The sequence below is a fragment of the Pseudomonas sp. PvP089 genome (assembly GCF_017875165.1).
In the GTDB taxonomy this organism is placed as follows: domain Bacteria; phylum Pseudomonadota; class Gammaproteobacteria; order Pseudomonadales; family Pseudomonadaceae; genus Aquipseudomonas; species Aquipseudomonas fortuita.
In genome coordinates this window covers 4,380,533-4,401,589 of record NZ_JAGGME010000001.1, presented here as the reverse complement: position 1 = coordinate 4,401,589, position 21,057 = coordinate 4,380,533, and the positions used below count along the sequence as shown (strand labels likewise).

The following is a 21,057-nucleotide window of genomic DNA, read 5'->3' as shown; positions in this document are numbered from 1 at the left end:
GAGGTCAGCCCAGCAGTTGCAGTTCGCGCGCCGAACACAGGGCGCTGTCGCGGTCGGCCACGTCGAGCTTGCGGAACAGGTTGTTGATGTGGGTCTTGACCGTGCTAAGGCTGATGAACATCGCCTCGGCGATCTGCCCGTTGCTCTGCCCGCGGGCCATGCGCTGCAACACTTCCAGCTCACGGCGCGAGAGCGGCACGATCAGGGCGCTTTCCACGTTTTCCTTGTTTGCCAGCAATGGCCGGAACAGGGCATTCAGGTGCTCGCGCAAGGGCGCTGGGGCCTGCAGGCCCAGGCGTTGGCGCACCTGGGGCAGCAGCAGTTGGCGCAGGGCCTCCAGGCAGACGTCACCTTCATACTGCAGCAGTTGGCCGAAGCCGTAGGTGCAGGCCAGTTGCAGCGCCTGTTCGAGGCTGAGCAGGGCGTCGTCGCGGGCACCACGGTCCTGTAGCAGGGCAGCGTGGAGCAGCAGTGCGTCGACCAGCAGGCGGCGGTTGCCTTGGGCCTGCGCTTGAGCCTGCAAGCTCTGCTGGATCTGCCAGGCCTTGTCGCGCTGGCCGAGGTGGCGTTGCACCCAGGCATAGGCAAGCCACTCTTCCGGTAAGAGTTGCTCGCCATATTGGCGCCGGCACCAGTGCCATTGGTCGAGCCAGTCGGGCAGGTAGTCCTGGTCATTGTCGCGCAAGGCCAGGCGCGCGAGCCAGGCGCCGGCCTGGCGGTAGAGGGTAAGCAAACGGTTTTGGCGGGCCAGCCGGCGTACCTCTGCCCAGCGTGCCCTGGCCTGGCCGGTCTCGCCCAGCGCCCAGTGCAGGCATGCCTGGTGGTGAAACACCCAGGGCAGCGCAGCGCTGTGGGGGAAGCCCAGTGCCAGCACCTCGGCCTGGGCCAGGGCTTGGCGTGCCTGGGCCAGGCGGTTGGCTTGCAGCAGTGCCAGGCCTTTGCCCAGGTGGCGGAACAGTTCATAGAAGCGCCCCGAACTGCCGGCGGCAGGCAGCTCGGCCATGCCTTGCAGGCGCGCCCAGGCAGCATCGTTGGCACCCTGGGCCAGTTCGATCTGCGCCAGCAACAGTTGCAGCAGGTTGGTATAGCCGCTCAGGCCAAAGCCCTGCAGCTCGCGTAGGGCGCGGCTGCCTTCGGTGTGGGCCTGCTCCAGTTGGCCGAGCGCCGCCAGGCAGTTGGCGCGGTCGAAATACAGCACCGAGCGCGCTGCGTTGTGCTGGGGAAACCGCTGCAGTGCCCGCGCCGCGAGGGCCAGGGCGTGCCCCAGGTTGCCGCCCAGGTAGGCCAGGCGGCTGCGCAAGAACATTACCGTCTGCTGCACCCGCTCGGGGTGGCGCGGCACTGCCTGGCGGCGCTGCAAGGCGTGTAGCTGGTGCAGGCACTGGCAGGCCTGGGCGATATCGTTGGTGACCATCACCGTGGAGGCCTCGGTCACCGCCAAGGTGAAGCTGTCGTTGCCAGCGTGGCCAGCGACCTCGTCGAGCACATCGACCAGGGTGTTGACCTTGCCCTCGCGCAGCAGCTCGAAACCGTGCCGGTCGACGATGTTGAGCACGGCATCCAGGTCGCGTGCCCGGCCGAACTGGTAGATCGCCTCGGTGTAGCGGCGCTGGGCTAGCAGCCAGCTGGCAGCCTGGCGGTGCAGCTGGCGCAGGCGTTGGGGGTCGCGTTGTTCCAGGCGTTGGTAGAGGCTGTTGCGCAGGGCAGGGTGGTAGCGGTACTCGGCGTGGCTGCCCTGGGGGACTTCGATGATCAGGTCCAGGCGCTGCAGCTGGCGCAGCGCGGCGGGCACGTCGGCATCGGCGGCCAGTTCGCTGGCAAGGCCTGCATCAAACACCTGGGCCACGGCGGTGTGTTCCAGAAATATCCGCAACGGCACGGGCAAGCGCTGCAGCCGTTCTTCCTCAAGAAACTGCCGGGCATGGGCATAGGCCTGGCGGGTGATCGGGCGCAGGTCAGCGGGGGCCTGGCCGGTGCTGTGCAGCGCCTCGCGGTAGGCCTCGAACCAGAACAGCACACCGCTAAGCCAGCCTTCGCTGCCGGCGCGCAGCTGGTACAGCGCATCGCTGCCCAGGTTGACGTCCCGGGCCTGTGCCAACTGGCGCGTCTCTTCGCTGTCCAGGGCCAGGTCACGGGCGCCCAGCACAATCAACCGACCCTCGCGGCGCAAGTGGGCCAGCGGCAGCGGGGGCGGTCCTTCGCTGGCGGCGACCAGGCGCAGCGCAGGCGGCGGGTCATGCAGCAGCGTGTCCAGGTACTGCCAGGCGGGCGCGGCGTTGAGCAGGTGCAGGTCGTCGAGCAGCAGCGTCAGCGGCGCCTGGCGGGCCTCCAGGTCGGCCAGAATCAGGCTCCACAGGTGCTCGGCCTGCGGTGTATCGCGTTGTTGCGCAGGCAGTTGCAGCGCAGCGTGCAGGTGCAGCAGCAGGGCCAGTGGCTGGTTCTCGGCGCGGGTCAGGCGCAGCCATGCCCAAGGCCCGGCCAGGCTGCGGGTGAACTGGCCAAGCAGTGTGCTCTTGCCATAGCCCAGCGGTGCTTGCAGGAGCACGACGCTGCCTTCGTCCAGGGCGTTGGCCAACTGGTCGAGCAGCCGCGCTCGCACCACCCCCCTGGTCGGCTCGGCGGGCGGGCGAAGCTGGTTCGGTTTGAGCGCGGGAAGATGCATGGCTAGCAGGTTCCATCGGTTTGGCCAGACATCCTAGCCGAGCGCACGCCCGGCGCGGGGAAATTCTGCTGGGGGAGGGCAGTGGCTTGCTGTGCAGAATTGAACGGCGGTTTCAGCTGTGCAATGGCGCTGTTCAAGTCTGATTTGAATGGCGTTGAGTGCGCTGAAAAATTAGATACAACTTATTGATTTTTAAGCGAATATTTAATTCATAGGAAGCTGGCAACCATCTTGCTTAGAGCCACGGCACTCGTGAACAGTGAGTTGGACCGACCATGCCAAGCAGTCATTTAGCGCAGCAATCCAGTGCTCGCATCGACGTCGCAGACGCCCATGAGGTGCTGTCTGCCTATTTACAGGAGCGCCTTCACGGCCAGCCGGTGCGCATTACCCATAGCGAGCGATTGTCGGGTGGCGCCATCCAGGAGAACTGGTTGATCAAGGCCGAGGTTGCCGGTGTGCCGCAACGTTGGGTACTGCGTACCGATGCGGCTTCCGCCGTGGCCGCCAGCATGAGCCGCGCGCAGGAGTTCGCCGTGCTCAGCGCCGCTCACCAAGTGGGTGTGAAGGTGCCCGAGCCACTGTGGCTGTGCCAGATGCCACAAGTGATCGGGCGCGATTTCTTCATCATGCAGGCCCTGGCCGGCCACGCTGGCGGCCACCACTTGACCAGTAGCCAAGGCGCCCCCAAGGGCGACCCGGGGCTGTGCCGGGCGCTTGGGGCCAACCTCGCACGCTTGCACCAGCTGCGCCCGCCGCAAGCGGCGCTGGCGTTCCTGCCTGCACCGGTGGCCGATGCCGTGCAGGCCAGCGTCGACCAGTACCGCCTGTTCCTCGATGCCTTGCCGGGTAGCCACCCGATCATCGAATGGGGCCTGCGCTGGTGCGAGCTGAACAAGCCTGCCCCCCTTGCCACTTGCCTGATCCACCGCGACTACCGCACAGGCAACTACATGGTCGAGGAAGGTGAGCTCTGCGGCGTGCTGGACTGGGAATTTGCCGGTTGGGGCGACCCCCGCGAAGACCTGGGCTGGTTCACCGCACGCTGCTGGCGGTTTGCCCGGCCGGACCTGGCGGCGGGCGGCATCGGCCGCCTGGACGACCTGCTCGCCGGCTACCGCAGCGTCTCGCCACTCGACCTGGACAGCGAAACGCTGCGTTTCTGGCAGGTCATGGCCCACCTGCGCTGGGCGGTGATCGCCCTGCAGCAGGCCGAACGCCATGCCTCAGGCCAGCAACGCTCGCTGGAATTGGCGCTGACCGGGCGCATGGTCAGCGAGCTCGAACAGGAACTGCTGTTGCTCACCCAAGGAGGCCGCGCATGAACCCGCCCGATGCCCAGGACTTGCTGCTGACGGCGCGTGACGCCCTGCTCAGACAGTTGTTGCCCGCATTGCCGGCACACTTGCACTACGAGGCGCGGATGGTGGCCAGCGCCTTGCTGATCGCCAGCCGCGAGGCTGCCCAGGGTGCAGCCTGTGCCGACATCGAACGCCAGGCCATGGCCGGGTTGGTGCAAGGCCAGGCGTCGCTCGAGCAAGCCCGCAGCGAACTCGCCCAGCGTATTCGCTTGGGTGCCTTCGACCAGGCCGGCGAGCCCCGCGCCCACCTGCTGGCGGCACTGCGCACCATCAACCGTGCACAACTGAGCATCACCAACCCCAAGGTATTGGCCCATGACTGAACAGCCTGCCCAGCCGGTGCGCCGCCGCCGCTGCTACCTGGTCCGCCATGGCCATGTCGACTACTTCGACACCAGCGGCCGTCCCCTCGACCCGCGCAGCGTGGCGTTGTCGGCCAACGGCGTAGCCCAGGCCCAGGCGCTGGGGCAGGTGCTGGCGCACACGCCATTCGACCGCGCCGTGTGCTCAGACTACCCGCGCACCCGGCAAACCCTCGACCAGCTCCTGGGCGGCCGCGTCCAGCCTGTGGAAGAGCACGCCGGGTTTCGTGAGATCCGTGCCGGCCGCTTGCGGGAAATCCCCCGTGAATACCTGCACCGTGAAGTGGCCCAGGCCTACCAGCTCGCCGATCACCCCGACGCAGCCTTCTTGCGCGGTGAGCCTTGGGCCGCGTTCCAGCAACGCGTGCTGGGCAGCTTCCAGCAGTTGCTGGAAGCACCTGACTGGAACGCGCTGCTGCTGGTCAGCCACGATGCGGTCAACCGCATTCTTCTGGCCTGGGCCTGCGGCGCCGGCCTTGGTGCCTTGGCTGCCTTCGAGCAAGACCCGGCCTGCCTGAACATCGTCGACATCGACATGGCGGGCCCGCAGGCGCTGCGTGCCTACATCCGCACCCTCAACTACTCAGCCTACGACCCTGCCAAGGCAACGATCGACCAGACCGTCATGGAGCATGTGCACGCCTCCATCGACCCACGTCGCCTGCTCGCCTGACCCTGATGACCCTGCTAAGGAATACCGCCATGCATTTCGCCCTGTCTGCCGAGTTGACTGCCCTGCAAGCCAAAGTACGGCAGTTCGTCGCTGACGTCGTCATCCCCCTGGAGCGCGACCGGCGCCAGACCCCCCACGGTCCGTCGCCCGAGCTGCGCCAGGTGCTGATCGAGCGCGCCCGTGAACACGGCCTGCTGACTCCGCATGCCTCGCGTGAGATGGGCGGGCTGGGACTGAGCCACATCGAGAAGGCGATCATCTTTGAAGAGGCCGGCTATTCGCCGCTTGGGCCGGTAGCCCTGAACATCCATGCCCCCGACGAAGGCAACATACACCTGATGGAACAAGTGGCAACGCCTGCGCAAAAAGACCGCTGGCTCAAGCCGCTGGTGCAGGGCCGGATCCGCTCCTGCTTCGCCATGACCGAGCCAAGCCCGGGCGCCGGCTCCGATCCTTCGATGCTCACCACCCGGGCCGTACGCGACGGCGACGACTACATCATCAACGGCCAGAAGTGGTTCATCACCGGTGCCGAAGGCGCGCAAGTGGCAATCATCATGGCGCGCATGGAAGACGGCAGCGCGACCATGTTCCTCACCGACACCGACCGCCCCGGTTTCATCCTCGAGCGCATGATGGACTCGCTCGACAGCTGTTTCGCCGGCGGCCACGCGGTGCTGCGCTTCGACAACCTGCGCATTCCCGCCAGCGATGTGCTGGGCGAAGTGGGCAAAGGTTTCCGTTACGCCCAGGTGCGCCTGGCCCCGGCGCGCCTGACTCATTGCATGCGCTGGCTCGGCCAGGCCCGTCGTGCCCATGACGAAGCCTGCCGCTACGCCAACCACCGGGTATCGTTCGGCAAGCCGCTGGGCGAGCATCAGGGCGTAGGCTTCATGCTCGCCGACAACGATATGGACCTGCACACCACGCGCCTGTCGATCTGGCACTGCGCCTGGGTACTGGACCAGGGCGAGCGCGGCAACTTCGAGTCGAGCATGGCCAAGGTGCTCAGCTCCGAGGCCATCTGGCGGGTGATCGACCGTTGTGTGCAGGTGCTCGGCGGGCAGGGCGTTACCGGCGAGTCGATCGTCGAGCGGATTTTCCGCGATGCGCGCAGTTTCCGCATCTATGACGGCCCCAACGAAGTGCACCGCATGAGCCTGGCGAAGAAGATCCTCGCCCGTACCGCGCCGGGGGTGGCCGGATGAACCTGGACAGCTATCGCAACCAGGTGGTGATGATCACCGGCGCCGCCAGCGGTTTTGGCGCATTGTTGGCCGAGCGCCTGGCCGGGTTGGGCGCCCACCTGGTGCTCGGCGACCGCAACGTGACGGGCCTGGAGCGGGTGGCCGGCACCGTGCGCGAGGCCGGCGCCACAGTGCTGGCGGTGCCGTGCGACGTGACCCGTGAGGTGCAGGTCAAGGCGCTGGTGGACGCGGCCATGGCCACCTTCGGCCGCCTCGATGTGGGGGTGAACAACGCCGGGATACTTACGCCGATGAAGCGCTTCGTCGACACCACCGAAGAAGAGCTGGACCGCAGCCACGCGGTCAACACCAAGGGCGTCTTCTTCTGCATGCAACAACAGCTGCGCCAGATGTTGCCGCAAGGCGGCGGGGTGATCCTCAACATCGCCTCCATGGCCGGGCTCGGCGGTGCGCCCAAGCTGGCCGCCTATGCGGCGGCCAAGCATGCGGTGGTCGGGCTGACCCGAACCGCAGCGGTCGAGTACGCCCGCCGAGGCATCCGCGTCAATGCGCTGTGCCCGTTCTACAGCGCCACGCCCATGGTTACCGGGAGCGATGTGGGCGAGGAACAGGCGTTTCTCGCCCAGGGCTCGCCGATGAAGCGCCTGGGTACCCCCGACGAAATCGTGGCGGCCATGCTGATGCTGTGCGCCCGTGAAAACAGCTACATGACCGGCCAGGCGATCGCCGTGGATGGCGGTATTTCGGCGTTCTGAGCCATGCCAGCCGCGCCCCGGCACTGAAACCGGGGGCGCTGTCATGAACTGAAAAACCGTTGTCGTCCGATGATAAGCGGCGTATTGCGCAACGGCCTAAATTGCCCTTCAAGACGCATGTTGCTGTTCAACAAAAACTACAAGAAGGGAGATTGGCATGGCCAAAGCGGTACGTTTCTACGAAACCGGAGGGCCTGAGGTCCTGCGCTACGAAGACGTCGAAGTCGGCGAACCGGGCCCTGGGCAGGTGCGCCTGCGGCACGTGGCGGTCGGCTTGAACTACGCCGACACCTATTTCCGCAACGGCACCTACCCGATCCCGCTGGCCAACGGCATGGGCGTGGAAGCGTCCGGCGTGGTCCAGGCGGTGGGCGAGGGTGTCAGCGACGTAGCGGTCGGCGACCGGGTGACCTACACCGGCTTCATGAATACCCTCGGCGCCTACAGCACCGAGCGCCTGATCCCTGCCGCGCCGCTGATCAAGCTGCCGGAAACCATCGCGTTCGAAACGGCCGCGGCCATGACCATGCGCGGCCTCACGGCCTCGTACCTGATGCGTCGCCTGTACGACTTCAAACCGGGTGACAGCATCCTGCTGCACGCCGCTGCGGGTGGTGTCGGGTTGATCGTCTCGCAGTGGGCCAAGCTGCTGGGGCTGACCGTGATCGGTACCGTGTCCACCGACGCCAAGGCCGAATTGGCGCGTGCCCATGGTTGCGACCACACCATCAACTACAGCCACGAAGACGTGGCCAAGCGCGTGCGCGAGCTGACCGATGGGGTTGGCGTCAACGTGGTGTTCGACAGCGTCGGGCGCACTACCTTCATGGGCTCGCTGGACTCGCTCAAGCGCCGTGGCCTGATGGTCTGCGTGGGCACCGCTTCTGGCACCATCGAACCGTTCGACCCGCAGATCCTGGCGATGAAGGGCTCGTTGTTCCTGACCCGCCCGGCACTGGCCGACTATATCGCCGACCCGGCTGAGAAAGCCGCCCTGGCAGGCGAGCTGTTCGGCCATGTGGCCAGTGGCCGCATCAAGATCGAGATCAACCAGCACTACGCCTTGCAGGACGCAGTTCAGGCGCACCGTGATCTGGAGTCGCGCAAGACCACCGGTTCGTCGATCTTCGTCATCTGAGGAGGGCACTGCCATGCAAGTCGAACAATTGACCTGCGCCATCGGTGCTGAACTGCTTGGCGTCAGGCTGGCCGATGCGATTCATGATGACGGCCTGTTTGCAGAGGTCCGTGCCCAGTTGCTCAAGCACCGGGTGCTGTTCCTGCGCGACCAGGACATCAGCCGCGCCGACCACGTGGCGTTCGCCCGCCGCTTTGGCGAGCTGGAGGACCACCCCGTGGTCGGCAGCGACCCGGACCACCCCGGCCTGGTGCGGATCTACAAATCGCCGGAAACGCCGGTAGACCGCTATGAAAATGCCTGGCACACCGATGCCACCTGGCGTGAAGCACCGCCGATGGGGTGCGTGCTGCGCTGCGTGGAAAGCCCTGCGGTGGGCGGCGACACCCTGTGGACCAACATGGTGCTGGCCTACGACAACCTGCCTACCGAGATCAAGTCGCGCATCGAGGGCCTGCGTGCCCGGCACAGCATCGAGGCCAGCTTCGGCGCCGCCATGCCGATCGAAAAGCGCCTTGCCCTCAAGGCCCTCTTTCCCGATGCCGAGCATCCGGTGGTGCGTACCCACCCGGAAACCGGCGAGAAGGTGCTGTTCGTCAACGCCTTCGCCACCCATTTCAGCAACTACCACACCCCCGAGCGCGTGCGTTTCGGCCAGGACGCCAACCCCGGCGCGGGCGAATTGCTGCGCTACCTGATCAGCCAGGCCTACATCCCCGAGTACCAGGTGCGCTGGCGCTGGAAGCCCAACAGCATTGCCATCTGGGACAACCGCAGTACCCAGCATTACGCCGTCATGGATTACCCCGCCTGCCACCGCAAGATGGAGCGCGCCGGGATCATGGGGGATGCGACTTTCTGACCCGCCAGACACGTTGGGGCCGCAATGCGGCCCCAATCGCTACGCGATAGCCTGTAAGCAATAACAACAATAAAACTCAGATATCCGAGGAGGCAGCATGGCCACCTATCACGCCAGTGCGGCAGAACCAGGCACTGATACTTCGCTCGGCATTCCACGGCGCTACGCCTGGATCGTTTTCGCCCTGACCTTCGGCCTGCTGATTTCCGACTACATGTCGCGGCAAGTGCTCAACGCCGTATTCCCGCTGCTCAAGCAGGAATGGCAGCTCAGCGACAGCCAGCTGGGGCTGCTCAGCGGCATCGTCGCGCTGATGGTCGGTTTGCTGACCTTCCCCCTGTCGTTGCTGGCCGACCGCATTGGCCGGATCAAGAGCCTGACGTTCATGGCCGTGATGTGGAGCCTGGCGACCTTGGGTTGCGCCCTGGCGGAAAACTACCAGCAGATGTTCATCGCACGCTTTCTGGTTGGTGTCGGCGAGGCGGCCTACGGCAGCGTCGGTATTGCCGTGGTGGTGGCGGTGTTCCCGCGTGAGATGCGCGCCACCCTGGCCGGCTCGTTCATGGCCGGTGGCATGTTCGGTTCGGTACTGGGCATGGGCCTGGGCGGTGTGATGGCCCAGCACCTGGGGTGGCGCTGGGCATTCGCCGGCATGGCCTTCTTTGGTTTGGCGCTGGCGCTGCTGTATCCGCTCATCGTGCGCGAGGCGCGCATTGCCCCCAAAGGCCTGGCGGCAACGCCCGACAAGGCTGCGCTCAAGGCAATGCGGCCACTGCGTACCCTGTATTCAAGCCGCTCGGTCATCAGCGCCTATGTCGGCAGCGGTTTGCAGTTGTTCGTCGGTGGCACGGTGATCGTGTGGTTCCCCAGCTACCTGAACCGCTACTACGCCATGAGCACTGACCGCGCCGGCGCCGTGGCTGCGATTATCGTGCTGTGCAGCGGGGTGGGCATCGTGCTGTGCGGCATGCTTTGCGACCGCATGGGGCGCAAGCGCCCGGACCACAAAATCAGCCTGGCCATCGCCTACTGCCTGGGCAGTTGTGTGCTGCTGTCAGTGGCCTTTGCCTTGCCGCCGGGCATGCCGCAACTGGTGCTGATTTGCCTGGGCATGATGATCGCCGCCGGCACCAATGGCCCGTCCAGCGCCATGGTCGCCAACCTCACCCACTACACGGTGCATGGCACCGCGTTTGCCACGCTGACCTTGTGCAACAACCTGCTCGGGTTGGCCACCGGCCCGCTGATCACCGGCAAGGTGTCTGACCTGATCGGCTTGCAGTCGGCATTCCAGCTGGTGCCGTTGATCAGCATCGGCGCAGCAGCGGTGTTCATTTATGCCAAGCGTCACTATCACCTGGACATGGCGCGCCTGCAGCTCGGTGAAACCGCCCAGGCACCTGTCCAGCCAGAACTGGAGGCCCGTTCGTGAAGCGTTTGTTGTCGATTGATGTGTACTTCGATTTTATCTGCCCGTGGTGCTTGATAGGCCGCCGGCAATTGCAAGCCGCCCTGGTGCAGTTCAAGGCAGCGCAGCCAGAGGTCGAGGTCAACCTGGCCTGGCAGGGCGTGCAACTGTTGCCTGAGCTGCCATTTGACGGCCAGCCGTTCGCCGAGTTTTACCGGCGACGCCTGGGCAGCGATCAGGCCGTGCGGCAACGTCAGGCCCAGGTGCGCGAAGCGGCCAGCGCCGTCGGCGAGCAGATCGAATTCAGCCGCATCGAGCGCATGCCCAATACCGCCGACGCCCATCGCTTGTTGCTTCACGCCAGTGAGCTGGGCAATGAAGCACAGGTAGAGGCACTGCTGGAGCGGTTACTGGCTGCGTATTTCAAGCAGGGTGAAGACCTGGGCGACCGCGCTACGCTGTTGTGCATCGCCGAGCAGTGCGGCTTTGCCCCCGAGGCCCTGGCCGGCAGCGTGCGTGGCGATGGCCTGCCGTTCGTCAGTGCCGGCGCCGACATCGCCGGCCGTGGCGTGCCGTGCTTCGTTTTCGATGACCGGCTGCAAGTGGTTGGTGCGCAGCCGGCCGAGGCCTTGCTGGAGGCCATGCATCTGGCGGTGTCGGGCCTGGCGGAGAGGGAGGCATGAGCACGCTGGCGTTTGCCTGGGTCAACAACCGGGTGCGCGACCTGGCCCCGGGCCTGATCGTCAGCCTGATCGCCGCGGGTGCGGCGAGTTTCCTGGCCGAACACTACGGCGCGCCGGTGATGCTGTTCGCCCTGTTGCTGGGGCTGGCGCTGAACTTTCTGAGCGCGGACGGCAAGTGCAAGGCCGGCATCGAGTTTACCGCGCGCAGCGTGCTGCGCCTGGGCGTCGCGCTGCTGGGGATGCGCATCACCCTGGAGCAGATGGCTGGCCTTGGCTGGAAGGCGGTGGCGCTGGTGGTGATCCTGGTGGTGGTGACCATCGGCGTGTCGATGGTGGCGGCCAAGGCCATGGGCTTCCAGCGCCTGTTCGGCATGCTGACAGGCGGCGCCACGGCGATCTGCGGTGCTTCGGCGGCGCTGGCGCTGGCTGCTGCGCTGCCCAGCCACCCGCAGAAGGAACGGGCGACGCTGTTCACGGTGATCGGCGTGTCGGCGCTGTCGACCCTGGCGATGATCCTCTACCCGATGATCGCCAATGCCCTGGGCCTGTCGCCGCAAGCCGCCGGCGTGTTCCTCGGCGCCACCATCCATGATGTGGCGCAGGTGGTGGGGGCCGGCTACAGCATGTCCACCGAAACCGGTGATACCGCCACGGTGGTCAAGCTGATGCGCGTGGCCATGCTGGTGCCGGTGATCGTCGTCGCGGCCATGATCGCGCGTCGCCAGGGTATCGACAGTACCGGCAAGCGCCCGCCGTTGCTGCCATGGTTCGCGGTCGGCTTCATGATCCTTGCCTGCGTCAACAGCACCGGCTGGGTGCCGCTGGCGGTGCAGGGCAGTATCAACGAACTGTCGCGTGGGTGCCTGGTGGTATCGATCGCAGCCCTGGGCATGAAAACCCAGCTCAAGGAGCTGGCCGCCGTAGGCATCAAGCCGATTTTGCTGATGGTGGGCGAGACGGTGTTCCTGGTGCTGCTGGTGCTGGGCCTGATGCACGTCGGCCTGTAGCCCAGAGGCCCAGGGCCGTCAGCGTGCGCTGGTGGTCGCCTGGGCGGCGCTGCGGTTGCGTCTGGTTTGTGTGTGCGGCTCATGCTGCGCACGCCAGGTGGCTGGCGGCTGGCCGAACTGGTTGATGAACCAGCGGGTGAACGAGCTGTGCATGGAATAACCGAGCATGTCGGCGATGCGCCCCAGCGAATAGCCAGGGCTTTCCAGGTAGCGCACCACCAGGTCGCGGCGTACGCCGTTGACCAGCTCGCTGAAGGTCGCGCCTTCTTCTTCCAGGCGCCGCTGCAAGGTGCGCACGTTCATGCCCTGGGTCTGGGCGATGTGCTCGATGGTGGCGCGGCCCATGGGCATCAGCAGGAAGATCGCCTTGCGCACTTCCAGCGTCAGTGATGGCAGGTTTTCGTCCTGCAGCAACCCCACATAACGTTGCGCCAGCCGCGCCATGCCTTCGTTGGCCTGGGGGTTGGCGGTGTCCAGGTCGGATGCCGAGCAGACGATGCCATTGAAGTCGGTGTTGAACTCCAGTTTGCAGCCGAAGATGCGCCGGTGGATGGCCAGGTCAGCGGGGGCGGCGTGGGTGAAGTTGGCGCTGATCGGGTGCCAGTGCGAGCCCAGTAGCGCCGAGCAGAAGCGGTGCATCACGCCGATGGCCAGCTCGATAGCCTGGCGGCTGTGCATCGGCTGGTCAGTGATGACCTCCTGGCGGATGATCACCGTCTTGCCGATTTCCTCGATGTGGATGGCCAGTGCGTTGTTGAGCAGGTGGCGGTACTGCACGATCACCTGCAGGGCGTCGCGCAGCGAGTGCTGATGGCTGATCAGCAGGCTGACTTGGCCAAAGTCCGACAACTGGCGGAGTTCGGCCATGCGCAGGCCGAAGGCTTCGCAGCCGCTCAGCCGCGCCGACTCCTCCAGCACGTTGATGGCAGCGGCCACCGGGATGCGTTGATCGGGGGTTTCCAGCAGCGATGCACTGAGGCCGGCCTGAGCCAGCAGGCCATGGCCGTTGAGGCCCAGATGGCGTGAAACTTCCAGGTAATTGGTGAGGGTTGCAGCACGGGCGAGCACGGTCATTTTATTGTTTTCCACGTGATCTTGATGAGCTTCCGCTGCGCTGGCGGGTGGTCTTTTATAGCGGTTGTGTCGTCAGATGCAAAGCCATTTCCGAGCAGCGGAGCCCGGGGCCGGGCGGCACGGCAGCCGTGTCATCAACTGAAAAGTTCGTGACGCGCAATGTAAAGCGGCTGGCAGGGCGACTCTTTACTCTGGCTTCAAGCAGTCGGCAATCGACCGAGTTGACCAGAGCAAGGGCCCTGACGTGGAAAAACTGCAAACCGCCGCAACCGTGCTGATCGTGCCTGGCTTGCGCGACCATGTACCCGAACATTGGCAAACCCTGCTGCAAGCGCGCCTGGGCAAGGTGCGCTCGGTACCACCGCTGGAAACCGACAAGCTCAGTTGCAGCGCCCGCGTCGAAGCGATCGAGCGCGAACTGGCCAGCATTGACGGCCCGGTGATCCTGGTCGCGCACAGCGCCGGTGTGCTGATGGTGGCGCACTGGGCCGCCCGCTACCAACGCCCGATCAAGGGCGCCTTGCTGGCCGCCCCACCGGACCTGGATACCGATTGGCCGGCCAATTATCCCACCCCCGACAGCCTGCGCGCCAACGGCTGGGCACCCCTGCCAAGCGGCCGGCTGCCATTCCCCAGCCTGGTCGCGGCCAGCAGCAACGACCACCTGGCGAGCTTCGAAGCCGTCGCCCGCATGGCCGACGAGTGGGGCAGCGAGCTGGTCGATCTCGGCGCCGTTGGCCACCTCAACCCAGCCTCGGGCTTCGGCCCATGGCCACACGCCGAGGCCTTGATCCAGCAACTCGATCGCTAAACCGCCCGGGGCACGCGCACTCAGGGTCAGGCCGGCGCCCGATCGTTGCTGGCACCTTGCACATCCCAAGCAGAGATACCGCATGAACAACAATAAGAACGTTCTCTTCTGCCTTCACCGCCGCAATCTGTTGGCCACGCTGGTGCTGGTCGCCGGCGCGCCGGCTGCCCAGGCATTTCAGCTTGACCTCGCCGACCCTGACTGGAACGTGCGCTTCGACAACACCGCCAAGCTCAGCTACGGCCAGCGCGTTGAGGGCCAGAACGCCAAGGTCGCCCGCACCGCCAACCTCAACGACGGTGACAAGAACTTCAGCGTCGGCAGCGCGGTGACCCAGCGGGTCGACCTGCTGACCGAACTGGACGTGGTGTACCAGGGCAACATGGGCATGCGTGTTAGTGCTGCGAGCTGGTACGACCACGCTTATGACGACGTGGGCTCCAATTCCAACCCGTTTCCCGGCCAGGCGGGCAATGCCGGCAACCTGGTGCTGGCGCGCCCGGCCGGTGGCCTGCCGGCTGGCGCTGTGCTGCAGGGCGGCCCGTCCAGGCGCCATGGCCTGAGCAATTACAGCGACCGGTACTACAACGGCCCGTCTGGCGAATTCCTCGATGCCTTTGTGTTCTACAGCACCGAAATCGGTGACGAGTCAATGGTGAGCGGCAAGCTCGGCTGGCACTCGCTGTACTGGGGCGAGACCTTGTTCAACGCCGCCAACGGCATCAACTATGGCCAGTCGGCACTGGACCTGGCCAAGCTGTACAACGTGCCCGGCACCGAAACCAAGGAACTGTTCCTGCCGCGCAAGCAGCTGTCGCTGAGCTACACGATCAACCCGGAACTGACCCTGGCGGCCCAGTACTTTCTTGAATTCGAAAACTCGCGCCTGCCTGAAGGGGGCACCTACATGGGCGCCTACGACATGCTTGGCGACGGTGCCGACATTTTCTGGCTGCCGGTGCCCAACGCGGTCGGCGGTGCCGGTGCCTTCTATGGCGCACCCCGCGGGCATGACATCCGCCCGCACAACAGCGGCGACTTCGGTGTAATGGCCAAGTGGAGCCCGGAATGGCTCGACGGCACCCTGGGCTTCTACTACCGCAATACCTCCGACCCGACCCCCGCGGTGCTGATCAATGCCCCCAACCTGCACACGGGCAGCCTGGAAGGCACTAGCTACATGACGGCCTATGCCGACGATATCGATATCTACGGCATCAGCCTGGCCAAGAGCGTCGGTCCGGTGAGCGTGGGGCTGGACGTCAACTACCGCGAAAACATGCCGCTGATCAGCAACTTCACCACGATCAACGGGCCGCTGTACGGTGCCCTGGCCGGCACCGCCGGCGGCACCAACCTGATCGGCGAAGTGCCAGGCCACGGTGAAACCGGGCTGGCCCGCGGCAAGACCTTGCATGTGGTACTCAACGGCTTGGTGTCGTTCGGCGCCACGCCGTTGTGGAACGCTTCGTCGCTGGCCGTGGAAGGCGCCATGACCCATCTGGTCAGCGTCGACAAGGGCGAGCAAACCTTCAAGGGCGACGCCAGCTACGAAGGCGTCGACAAGGTCACCACCAACGCCTACACCCTGGCAGTCAACTTCACCCCGACCTGGTTCCAGGCGCTGCCAGGGGTCGATATCACACTGCCGCTGTCCTACAACGTTGGCCTCAAGGGCAACTCGGCCGTGCAGCTGGGCGGTAACGAAGACGCCGGCAGCTACTCGATCGGGATCGCCGCCGACGTCTACCAGAAGTACAAGTTCGACCTGAAGTACGTCGACTCCTTCGGCAAGTTCGATACCTGCGAAACCGGCACCGACAACAACACCCCGGGCACCAACGGGCGCTACCAGTGCATCCCCGGTCAGATCACTTCGCAGGCTGGGCTTGCACCGCTGCTGAAAGATCGCGGCATGGTCACGGCCTCGTTCAAGACCACCTTCTGAAGCTCCTAGTACAACAACAAGCGGAGAAACGCGATGAAGTATCTCAATAGCCTGCTGTCGGCCTCGCTTGCGGTCGTTATTGCCGGTAGTGCCCATGCGGCCGCCCCGGCCCAGGACGTCGCCCGGCTGGGCAAGGACCTGACCATGGTCGGCGCCGACAAGGCCGCCAGTGCCGACGGCGCGATCCCGGCCTACCAGGGTGGCCTGAACACCCCGCCTGCCAGCTTCAAGCAGGGCGATACCCTGCGCCCGGACCCCTTCGCCTCGGAGAAACCGCTGCTGGTGATCGACGGCAAGAACGTCGACCAGTACAAGGATTCGCTGACCGCTACCACCGTGGAGCTGGCCAAGCGCTTCCCGAGCTTCCACATCGATGTGTACCCGAGCCACCGCACCGCGGCGTTGCCCAAGGTGCTGCTCGACAACACCCTGAAAAATGCCGCCAATGCCAAGTCCCTGCAGGACGGCATGGCCATCGAAAATGTGCTGCCCGGCGTGCCGTTCCCGATCCCGCAGTCGGGCGCCGAGGCCATGTGGAACCACCTGCTGCGCTACCAGGGTGTGGCCCAGAAGGCCAAGTATGACTCCTGGAACGTCGACTCCGCCGGTGTCGCGGCCCTGGCCACCACGGGCCTGGCGTACAACGCCTACCCGATCTACGAAGACATGAACAAAGTCATCGAACCCAAGGACATCTACTTCCAGACCAAGCTGTACTTCGAAGGCCCGGCGCGCCGCGCCGGTGAGTCGATGATGCTCAAGGACGCCGCCAACCCGCTGGTACAAGAGCGCCGCGCCTGGCAGTACCTGCCAGGGCAGCGCCGGGTGAAGCTGGCGCCGAACCTGGCCTACGACACACCCAACCCAGGCACCGCAGGCTCCGGTACCTTCGACGACGTGTACGTGTTCAACGGTGCGCTGGACCGATACGACTGGCAACTGCTCGGCAAGAAAGAAATGTACGTGCCGTACAACACCTACAAGCTCACCTACATCCACGACCCGAAGGCCCTGACCACGCCGAACCACCTCTCGCCCGACCAGGTGCGCTGGGAAAAGCACCGTGTCTGGGTAGTGGAAGGCACCCTCAAGGGCAATGCCCGCCACATCTATGCCAAGCGCCGCTTCTACCTTGACGAGGACAGCTGGTTTGCACTGGCTTCTGACCAGTACGACGCCCGTGGCCAGCTGTATCGCGGCTCGTTCAGCTTCTTCACCCAGAGCTACGACGTGCAGATTCCCAACAACAACCCGCACGTGGTCTACGACCTGGTCGGTGGCACCTACAACGTCAACGGCCTGATCGGCCCGCACGGCGGTATCGAGTACATCGCCCCTCTGTCCAAGGCGCAGTGGTCACCGGAAGCCCTGGCCGGCGCCGGCATTCGCTGACCCCGATGACCCGTCTGGCGGCGGCCCGCAAGTGGCCGCCGTCAGGTTTTGCAGAGGATGTGGCATGGCTTCTTTGAACAAGTATGCGCCGTGGGCGTTGGCAATCACGCTCGCCCTGGGCGGCAGCTGCGGTGTGGCCCAGGCGGCCTATGTCGATGTGCTGGACCTGCCGGCCGAGCCTAGCGCGCTAGCGGTGCACAGCGCCCTGCGCGATGTGGTGCGGGCCGGCGAGCGGCTGGTCGCGGTGGGGCCCCGTGGGCACATCGTGTATTCCGACAATCAGGGCCAGGACTGGCGCCAGGCCAGCGTGCCAGTCAGCGCCGACCTCAATGCCCTGGCGTTCCCAACCCCCCAGGAAGGGTGGGCGGCAGGCAACGATGGCGTGGTGCTGCACAGTCGTGATGGCGGTGTGAACTGGGCCGTGCAGCTCGATGGCCGGAAGATCGGTGCACTGGTCACGGCCCATTACCAGGCCTTGGCACAGGCCCACCCCGACGATGCGCAATGGCCGCAGTTCGCCGCCGAAGGCCAGCGCCTGGAGCAGGAGGGTGCCGACAAGCCGTTTCTGGGTGTGTGGTTCACCGACACCCGGCACGGCTATGTGGTGGGCGTGTTCAACCTGATCCTGCGCACCGACGACGGTGGCGAAAGCTGGGTGCCGATGCAGGACCGCACCGACAACCCGCAAGGCCTGCACCTCAATGCCATCCGGGCGGTCGGCGATGACCTTTACGTGGCCGGCGAACAGGGCCTGCTGCTTAAGTGGAATGCCCGGCAGCAGCGCTTCGTCGCCCTGCCTGGCCCTTACCAGGGCACCTGGTTCGGCATTCTCGGCAAGCCCGGCGAAGTGCTTGCCTACGGCCTGCGTGGCCACGTGGCGCGCAGCCTCGACGGCGGCCAGAGCTGGACCAAGGTGGACACCGGGCTGGGCCAGAGCATCACCGCCGCCAGCCTCGACAGCCAGGGTGACTACTGGCTGTTCAGCCAGGCCGGGCATGTGCTGCGCAGCCACGACGGCGGTCAGAGCTTCGCCCTGCAACCGCAGGTGCCGCTGGCACCTGTGGCGGCTGCCCTGCAGACCCGCGGCAACGGCACCGTGCTGGTAGGTGAGCGCGGCGTGCGCGTGCTGCCAGCCCGCTAAGACCCACAAGTATTCCAAGAGAGCCTCGTGATGGCCAACATCAAGCAAGACACCATGCCGGTGATCCGCGACCTGCGGGATTTCGATCCACGTTCCGGCAACCTGCTCGAACGCATGATCTTCAACTATCGCCCGCTGTTCATGCTGTTCATGGTGCTGGCCACGCTGGTGCTCGGCTATGTGGCTGTCACTCGCCTGGAACTGCGGCCGAGCTTCGAGAAAATGATCCCGCAGAGCCAGCCCTACATCCAGAACTACCTGGACAACCGCAAGTCGCTGCGCGGCCTGGGCAACTCGGTGCGGGTGGTGGTGGAGAACACCCAGGGCGATATCTTCGACCCCGAATACCTGGACGTGCTGAAAAAGATCAACGACGAGCTGTTCCTTGCCCAGGGCGTCGATCGTGCCTGGATGAAGTCGTTGTGGAGCCCGGGCGTGCGCTGGACCGAGGTCACGGAGGAGGGCTTCCAGGGTGGCGCGGTGATGCCCGATGACTACCAGGGCAAACCGGCCGACATCGAGCAGTTGCGCCAGAACATCAACCGTGCCGGTATTGTCGGCAGCCTGGTGGCGAGCGACTTCAAGTCCAGCATGCTGGTGGTGCCGCTGCTCGACCACGACCTGGCTACCGGGCGCGGTATCGACTACCGGCAGTTCTCGCAGATGCTCGAACAGCAGTTGCGCGACACGTACGAATACGGCGGCGACAGCAAGGCGCGCGCGTCTGGCAAGGAAGGCGAGGGCAAGTACAAGGTGCGGGTCATCGGGTTTGCCAAGCTGATGGGCGACCTGATCGACGGCCTGATCCAGGTGATGATGTTCTTCGCCCTGGCGGTGGTCACCTCGCTGGTGATTATCTTCCTGTACACCCGCTGCGTGCGCAGTACCCTCTTGGTGGTGTTCTGCTCCCTGGCGGCGGTGGTGTGGCAGTTGGGCATTGTCGGTTGGCTCGGCTATGCCATCGACCCGTACTCGATCCTGGTGCCGTTCCTGATCTTCGCCATCGGCGTGTCGCACGCGGCGCAGAAGATGAACGGCATCATGCAGGACGTCGGCCGTGGCACCCACAAGCTGGTGGCGGCGCGCTATACCTTCCGCCGCCTGTTCGTGGCCGGGGTTACGGCGCTGCTGGCGGACGCCGTGGGCTTTGCCGTGCTGATGCTGATCGACATTCCGGTGATCAAGGACCTGGCGATCACCGCCAGCATCGGCGTGGCGGTATTGATCTTCACCTCGTTGCTGTTGATTCCAGTGTCGCTGTCTTACGTTGGCGTTGGCCGCAAGGCGTCGGAGCGTGCCTTGCGTATCGACCAGCGCGCCGCCGAGCACCGGGGCTTTGGCAAGTTGTGGGACGCCCTCGACCGCTTTACCACGCGCAAGTGGGCCACCGGCGCGTTGCTGGTAGCCACGTTGCTGGGCCTGGGCGGTTTCTGGGTGAGCCTGCAGCTGAAGATCGGCGACCTCGACAGCGGCGCGCCGGAGCTGCGCGCCGATTCGCGCTACAACCGCGACAACGCCTACATCACCAGCCACTACGCGCTGTCCAGCGACCTGTTCGCGGTGATGATCAAGACCCCGCCGGAAGGCTGCCTGAGCTACAAGACGCTGATCCTCGCCGACCGCCTGGCCTGGCAGTTGCAGCAGTACCCCGGGGTGCAGACCACAGTGTCGCTGGTCAACGCCGTGCGCCAGATCACCGCAGGCGCCTTCGAAGGCAACCCGAAGATGAGCAGCCTGCAGCGCAACCAGGACATGCTCAACTACGCCGCCCAGCAGGCTTCGGTCAACGCCCCGGAGCTGTTCAACACCGATTGCTCGATGATGCCGGTGATCGCCTACCTCAAGGACCACAAGGCCCAGACCCTGGACGACGTGGTGGCCATCGCCGACCGCTTCGCCCGCGAAAACAGCAGCCCCGACCGGCAGTTTCTGCTGGCCGCCGGCAGCGCCGGTATCGAAGCTGCCACCAACATCGTGGTGCGCGAAGCCAACCGCACCATGCTGCTGTTCGTCTACCTGGCGGTCACGCTGTTCTGCCTGATCACCTTCCGCAGCTGGCGCGCGACCTTGGTGGCGCTGCTGCCTCTGGTGCTGACTTCAGTGCTGTGCGAAGCGCTGATGGTGGCCATGGGCATTGGCGTGAAAGTGGCCACCTTGCCGGTGATCGCCCTGGGCGTCGGCATCGGCGTGGACTACGCGCTGTACCTGCTCAGTGTGCAGCTGCACTACCAGCGGCAGGGCCGCACCCTGGGCGAGGCGTACCAGAACGCCGTGGCCTTCACCGGCCGGGTGGTCGGGCTGGTGGGTATCACCCTGGCTGCCGGCGTGGTCGCCTGGGCGTGGTCGCCAATCAAGTTCCAGGCCGACATGGGCATCCTGCTGACCTTCATGTTCCTCTGGAACATGCTCGGCGCACTGCTGCTGATCCCGGCCCTGTCGCACTTCCTGCTGCCGGACAAGCGCTTTGTCGCGGCGGCCCCCGCGCATTGCGAAGCCGCACCACAGCCCCGTGACAGTGCCCAGGTACCACGCGCGCAAGCGCGGGTGCAGGCGTAGTCAGCTCTTAGTCGAT

At 65.4% G+C, this 21,057-nt stretch carries 17 protein-coding genes; 15 read left to right on the top strand and 2 right to left on the bottom strand.

Annotated elements, in window-relative coordinates; all coding sequences use genetic code 11:
- Nucleotides 1-4: 4 nt before the first annotated feature.
- Entirely contained in the window at nt 5-2,662 is a 2,658-nt protein-coding gene (locus J3A71_RS31710) for a LuxR C-terminal-related transcriptional regulator (protein ID WP_016485846.1), read from the bottom strand.
- Nucleotides 2,663-2,937: 275 nt separating this feature from the next.
- Between J3A71_RS31710 and J3A71_RS20095 the strand changes: the two genes are divergently transcribed.
- The 10 genes from J3A71_RS20095 (at nt 2,938) to J3A71_RS20050 (ending at nt 12,119) form a co-directional block, all read left to right on the top strand.
- Nucleotides 2,938-3,987 (top strand): phosphotransferase family protein, encoded by a 1,050-nt coding sequence (locus J3A71_RS20095; protein WP_096425857.1) that lies wholly within the window; start codon nt 2,938-2,940, stop codon nt 3,985-3,987.
- Nucleotides 3,984-4,346, top strand: coding sequence for a DUF6285 domain-containing protein (locus tag J3A71_RS20090; protein ID WP_016485848.1), 363 nt, complete (start codon nt 3,984-3,986; stop codon nt 4,344-4,346). The genes J3A71_RS20095 and J3A71_RS20090 overlap by 4 nt, the downstream gene beginning before the upstream one ends.
- Nucleotides 4,339-5,058, top strand: a complete 720-nt coding sequence (locus J3A71_RS20085; RefSeq protein WP_016485849.1) for a histidine phosphatase family protein — start codon at nt 4,339-4,341, stop codon at nt 5,056-5,058. The genes J3A71_RS20090 and J3A71_RS20085 overlap by 8 nt, the downstream gene beginning before the upstream one ends.
- Nucleotides 5,059-5,087: 29 nt before the next feature.
- Nucleotides 5,088-6,266, top strand: coding sequence for an acyl-CoA dehydrogenase family protein (locus tag J3A71_RS20080; protein ID WP_060519012.1), 1,179 nt, complete (start codon nt 5,088-5,090; stop codon nt 6,264-6,266).
- Nucleotides 6,263-7,021 (top strand): glucose 1-dehydrogenase, encoded by a 759-nt coding sequence (locus J3A71_RS20075; protein ID WP_197889128.1) that lies wholly within the window; start codon nt 6,263-6,265, stop codon nt 7,019-7,021. The genes J3A71_RS20080 and J3A71_RS20075 overlap by 4 nt, the downstream gene beginning before the upstream one ends.
- Nucleotides 7,022-7,178: 157 nt before the next feature.
- Nucleotides 7,179-8,159, top strand: a complete 981-nt coding sequence (locus J3A71_RS20070; protein WP_016485852.1) for a quinone oxidoreductase — start codon at nt 7,179-7,181, stop codon at nt 8,157-8,159.
- 13 nt (nt 8,160-8,172) lie between these two features.
- A complete protein-coding gene (locus J3A71_RS20065; RefSeq protein WP_023049159.1) occupies nt 8,173-9,021 on the top strand; it encodes a TauD/TfdA family dioxygenase in 849 nt (282 codons plus the stop codon).
- A 97-nt stretch (nt 9,022-9,118) separates the two neighbouring features.
- Nucleotides 9,119-10,453, top strand: coding sequence for an MFS transporter (locus tag J3A71_RS20060; RefSeq protein ID WP_016485854.1), 1,335 nt, complete (start codon nt 9,119-9,121; stop codon nt 10,451-10,453).
- A complete protein-coding gene (locus J3A71_RS20055) occupies nt 10,450-11,112 on the top strand; it encodes a DsbA family oxidoreductase (RefSeq protein WP_016485855.1) in 663 nt (220 codons plus the stop codon). The genes J3A71_RS20060 and J3A71_RS20055 overlap by 4 nt, the downstream gene beginning before the upstream one ends.
- Nucleotides 11,109-12,119 carry a putative sulfate exporter family transporter gene (locus J3A71_RS20050; RefSeq protein WP_016485856.1) on the top strand — a complete coding sequence of 337 codons (1,011 nt, stop codon included), beginning with the start codon at nt 11,109-11,111 and terminating at the stop codon, nt 12,117-12,119. The genes J3A71_RS20055 and J3A71_RS20050 overlap by 4 nt, the downstream gene beginning before the upstream one ends.
- A gap of 18 nt (nt 12,120-12,137) precedes the next feature.
- On the opposite strand, the gene J3A71_RS20045 is transcribed toward J3A71_RS20050, so the two are convergent.
- Complete coding sequence (locus J3A71_RS20045; protein ID WP_016485857.1) at nt 12,138-13,193, bottom strand: AraC family transcriptional regulator; 1,056 nt, start codon at nt 13,191-13,193, stop codon at nt 12,138-12,140.
- A gap of 244 nt (nt 13,194-13,437) precedes the next feature.
- Here J3A71_RS20045 and J3A71_RS20040 point away from each other — a divergent pair, with 244 nt between their 5' ends.
- The 5 genes from J3A71_RS20040 (at nt 13,438) to J3A71_RS20020 (ending at nt 21,041) form a co-directional block, all read left to right on the top strand.
- A complete protein-coding gene (locus tag J3A71_RS20040; protein WP_016485858.1) occupies nt 13,438-14,004 on the top strand; it encodes an alpha/beta hydrolase in 567 nt (188 codons plus the stop codon).
- 82 nt (nt 14,005-14,086) lie between these two features.
- On the top strand, nt 14,087-15,952 hold the full coding sequence (locus tag J3A71_RS20035; protein ID WP_060519006.1) for a DUF1302 domain-containing protein: 1,866 nt from the start codon (nt 14,087-14,089) through the stop codon (nt 15,950-15,952).
- Nucleotides 15,953-15,985: 33 nt separating this feature from the next.
- Entirely contained in the window at nt 15,986-17,344 is a 1,359-nt protein-coding gene (locus J3A71_RS20030; protein ID WP_070086481.1) for a DUF1329 domain-containing protein, read from the top strand.
- A gap of 64 nt (nt 17,345-17,408) precedes the next feature.
- Nucleotides 17,409-18,485: a YCF48-related protein gene (locus J3A71_RS20025; RefSeq protein ID WP_016485861.1), complete on the top strand. Its 1,077-nt coding sequence runs from the start codon at nt 17,409-17,411 to the stop codon at nt 18,483-18,485.
- Nucleotides 18,486-18,515: 30 nt separating this feature from the next.
- Nucleotides 18,516-21,041, top strand: coding sequence for an MMPL family transporter (locus tag J3A71_RS20020; RefSeq protein ID WP_060519000.1), 2,526 nt, complete (start codon nt 18,516-18,518; stop codon nt 21,039-21,041).
- The last annotated feature ends 16 nt before the right edge of the window (nt 21,042-21,057 follow it).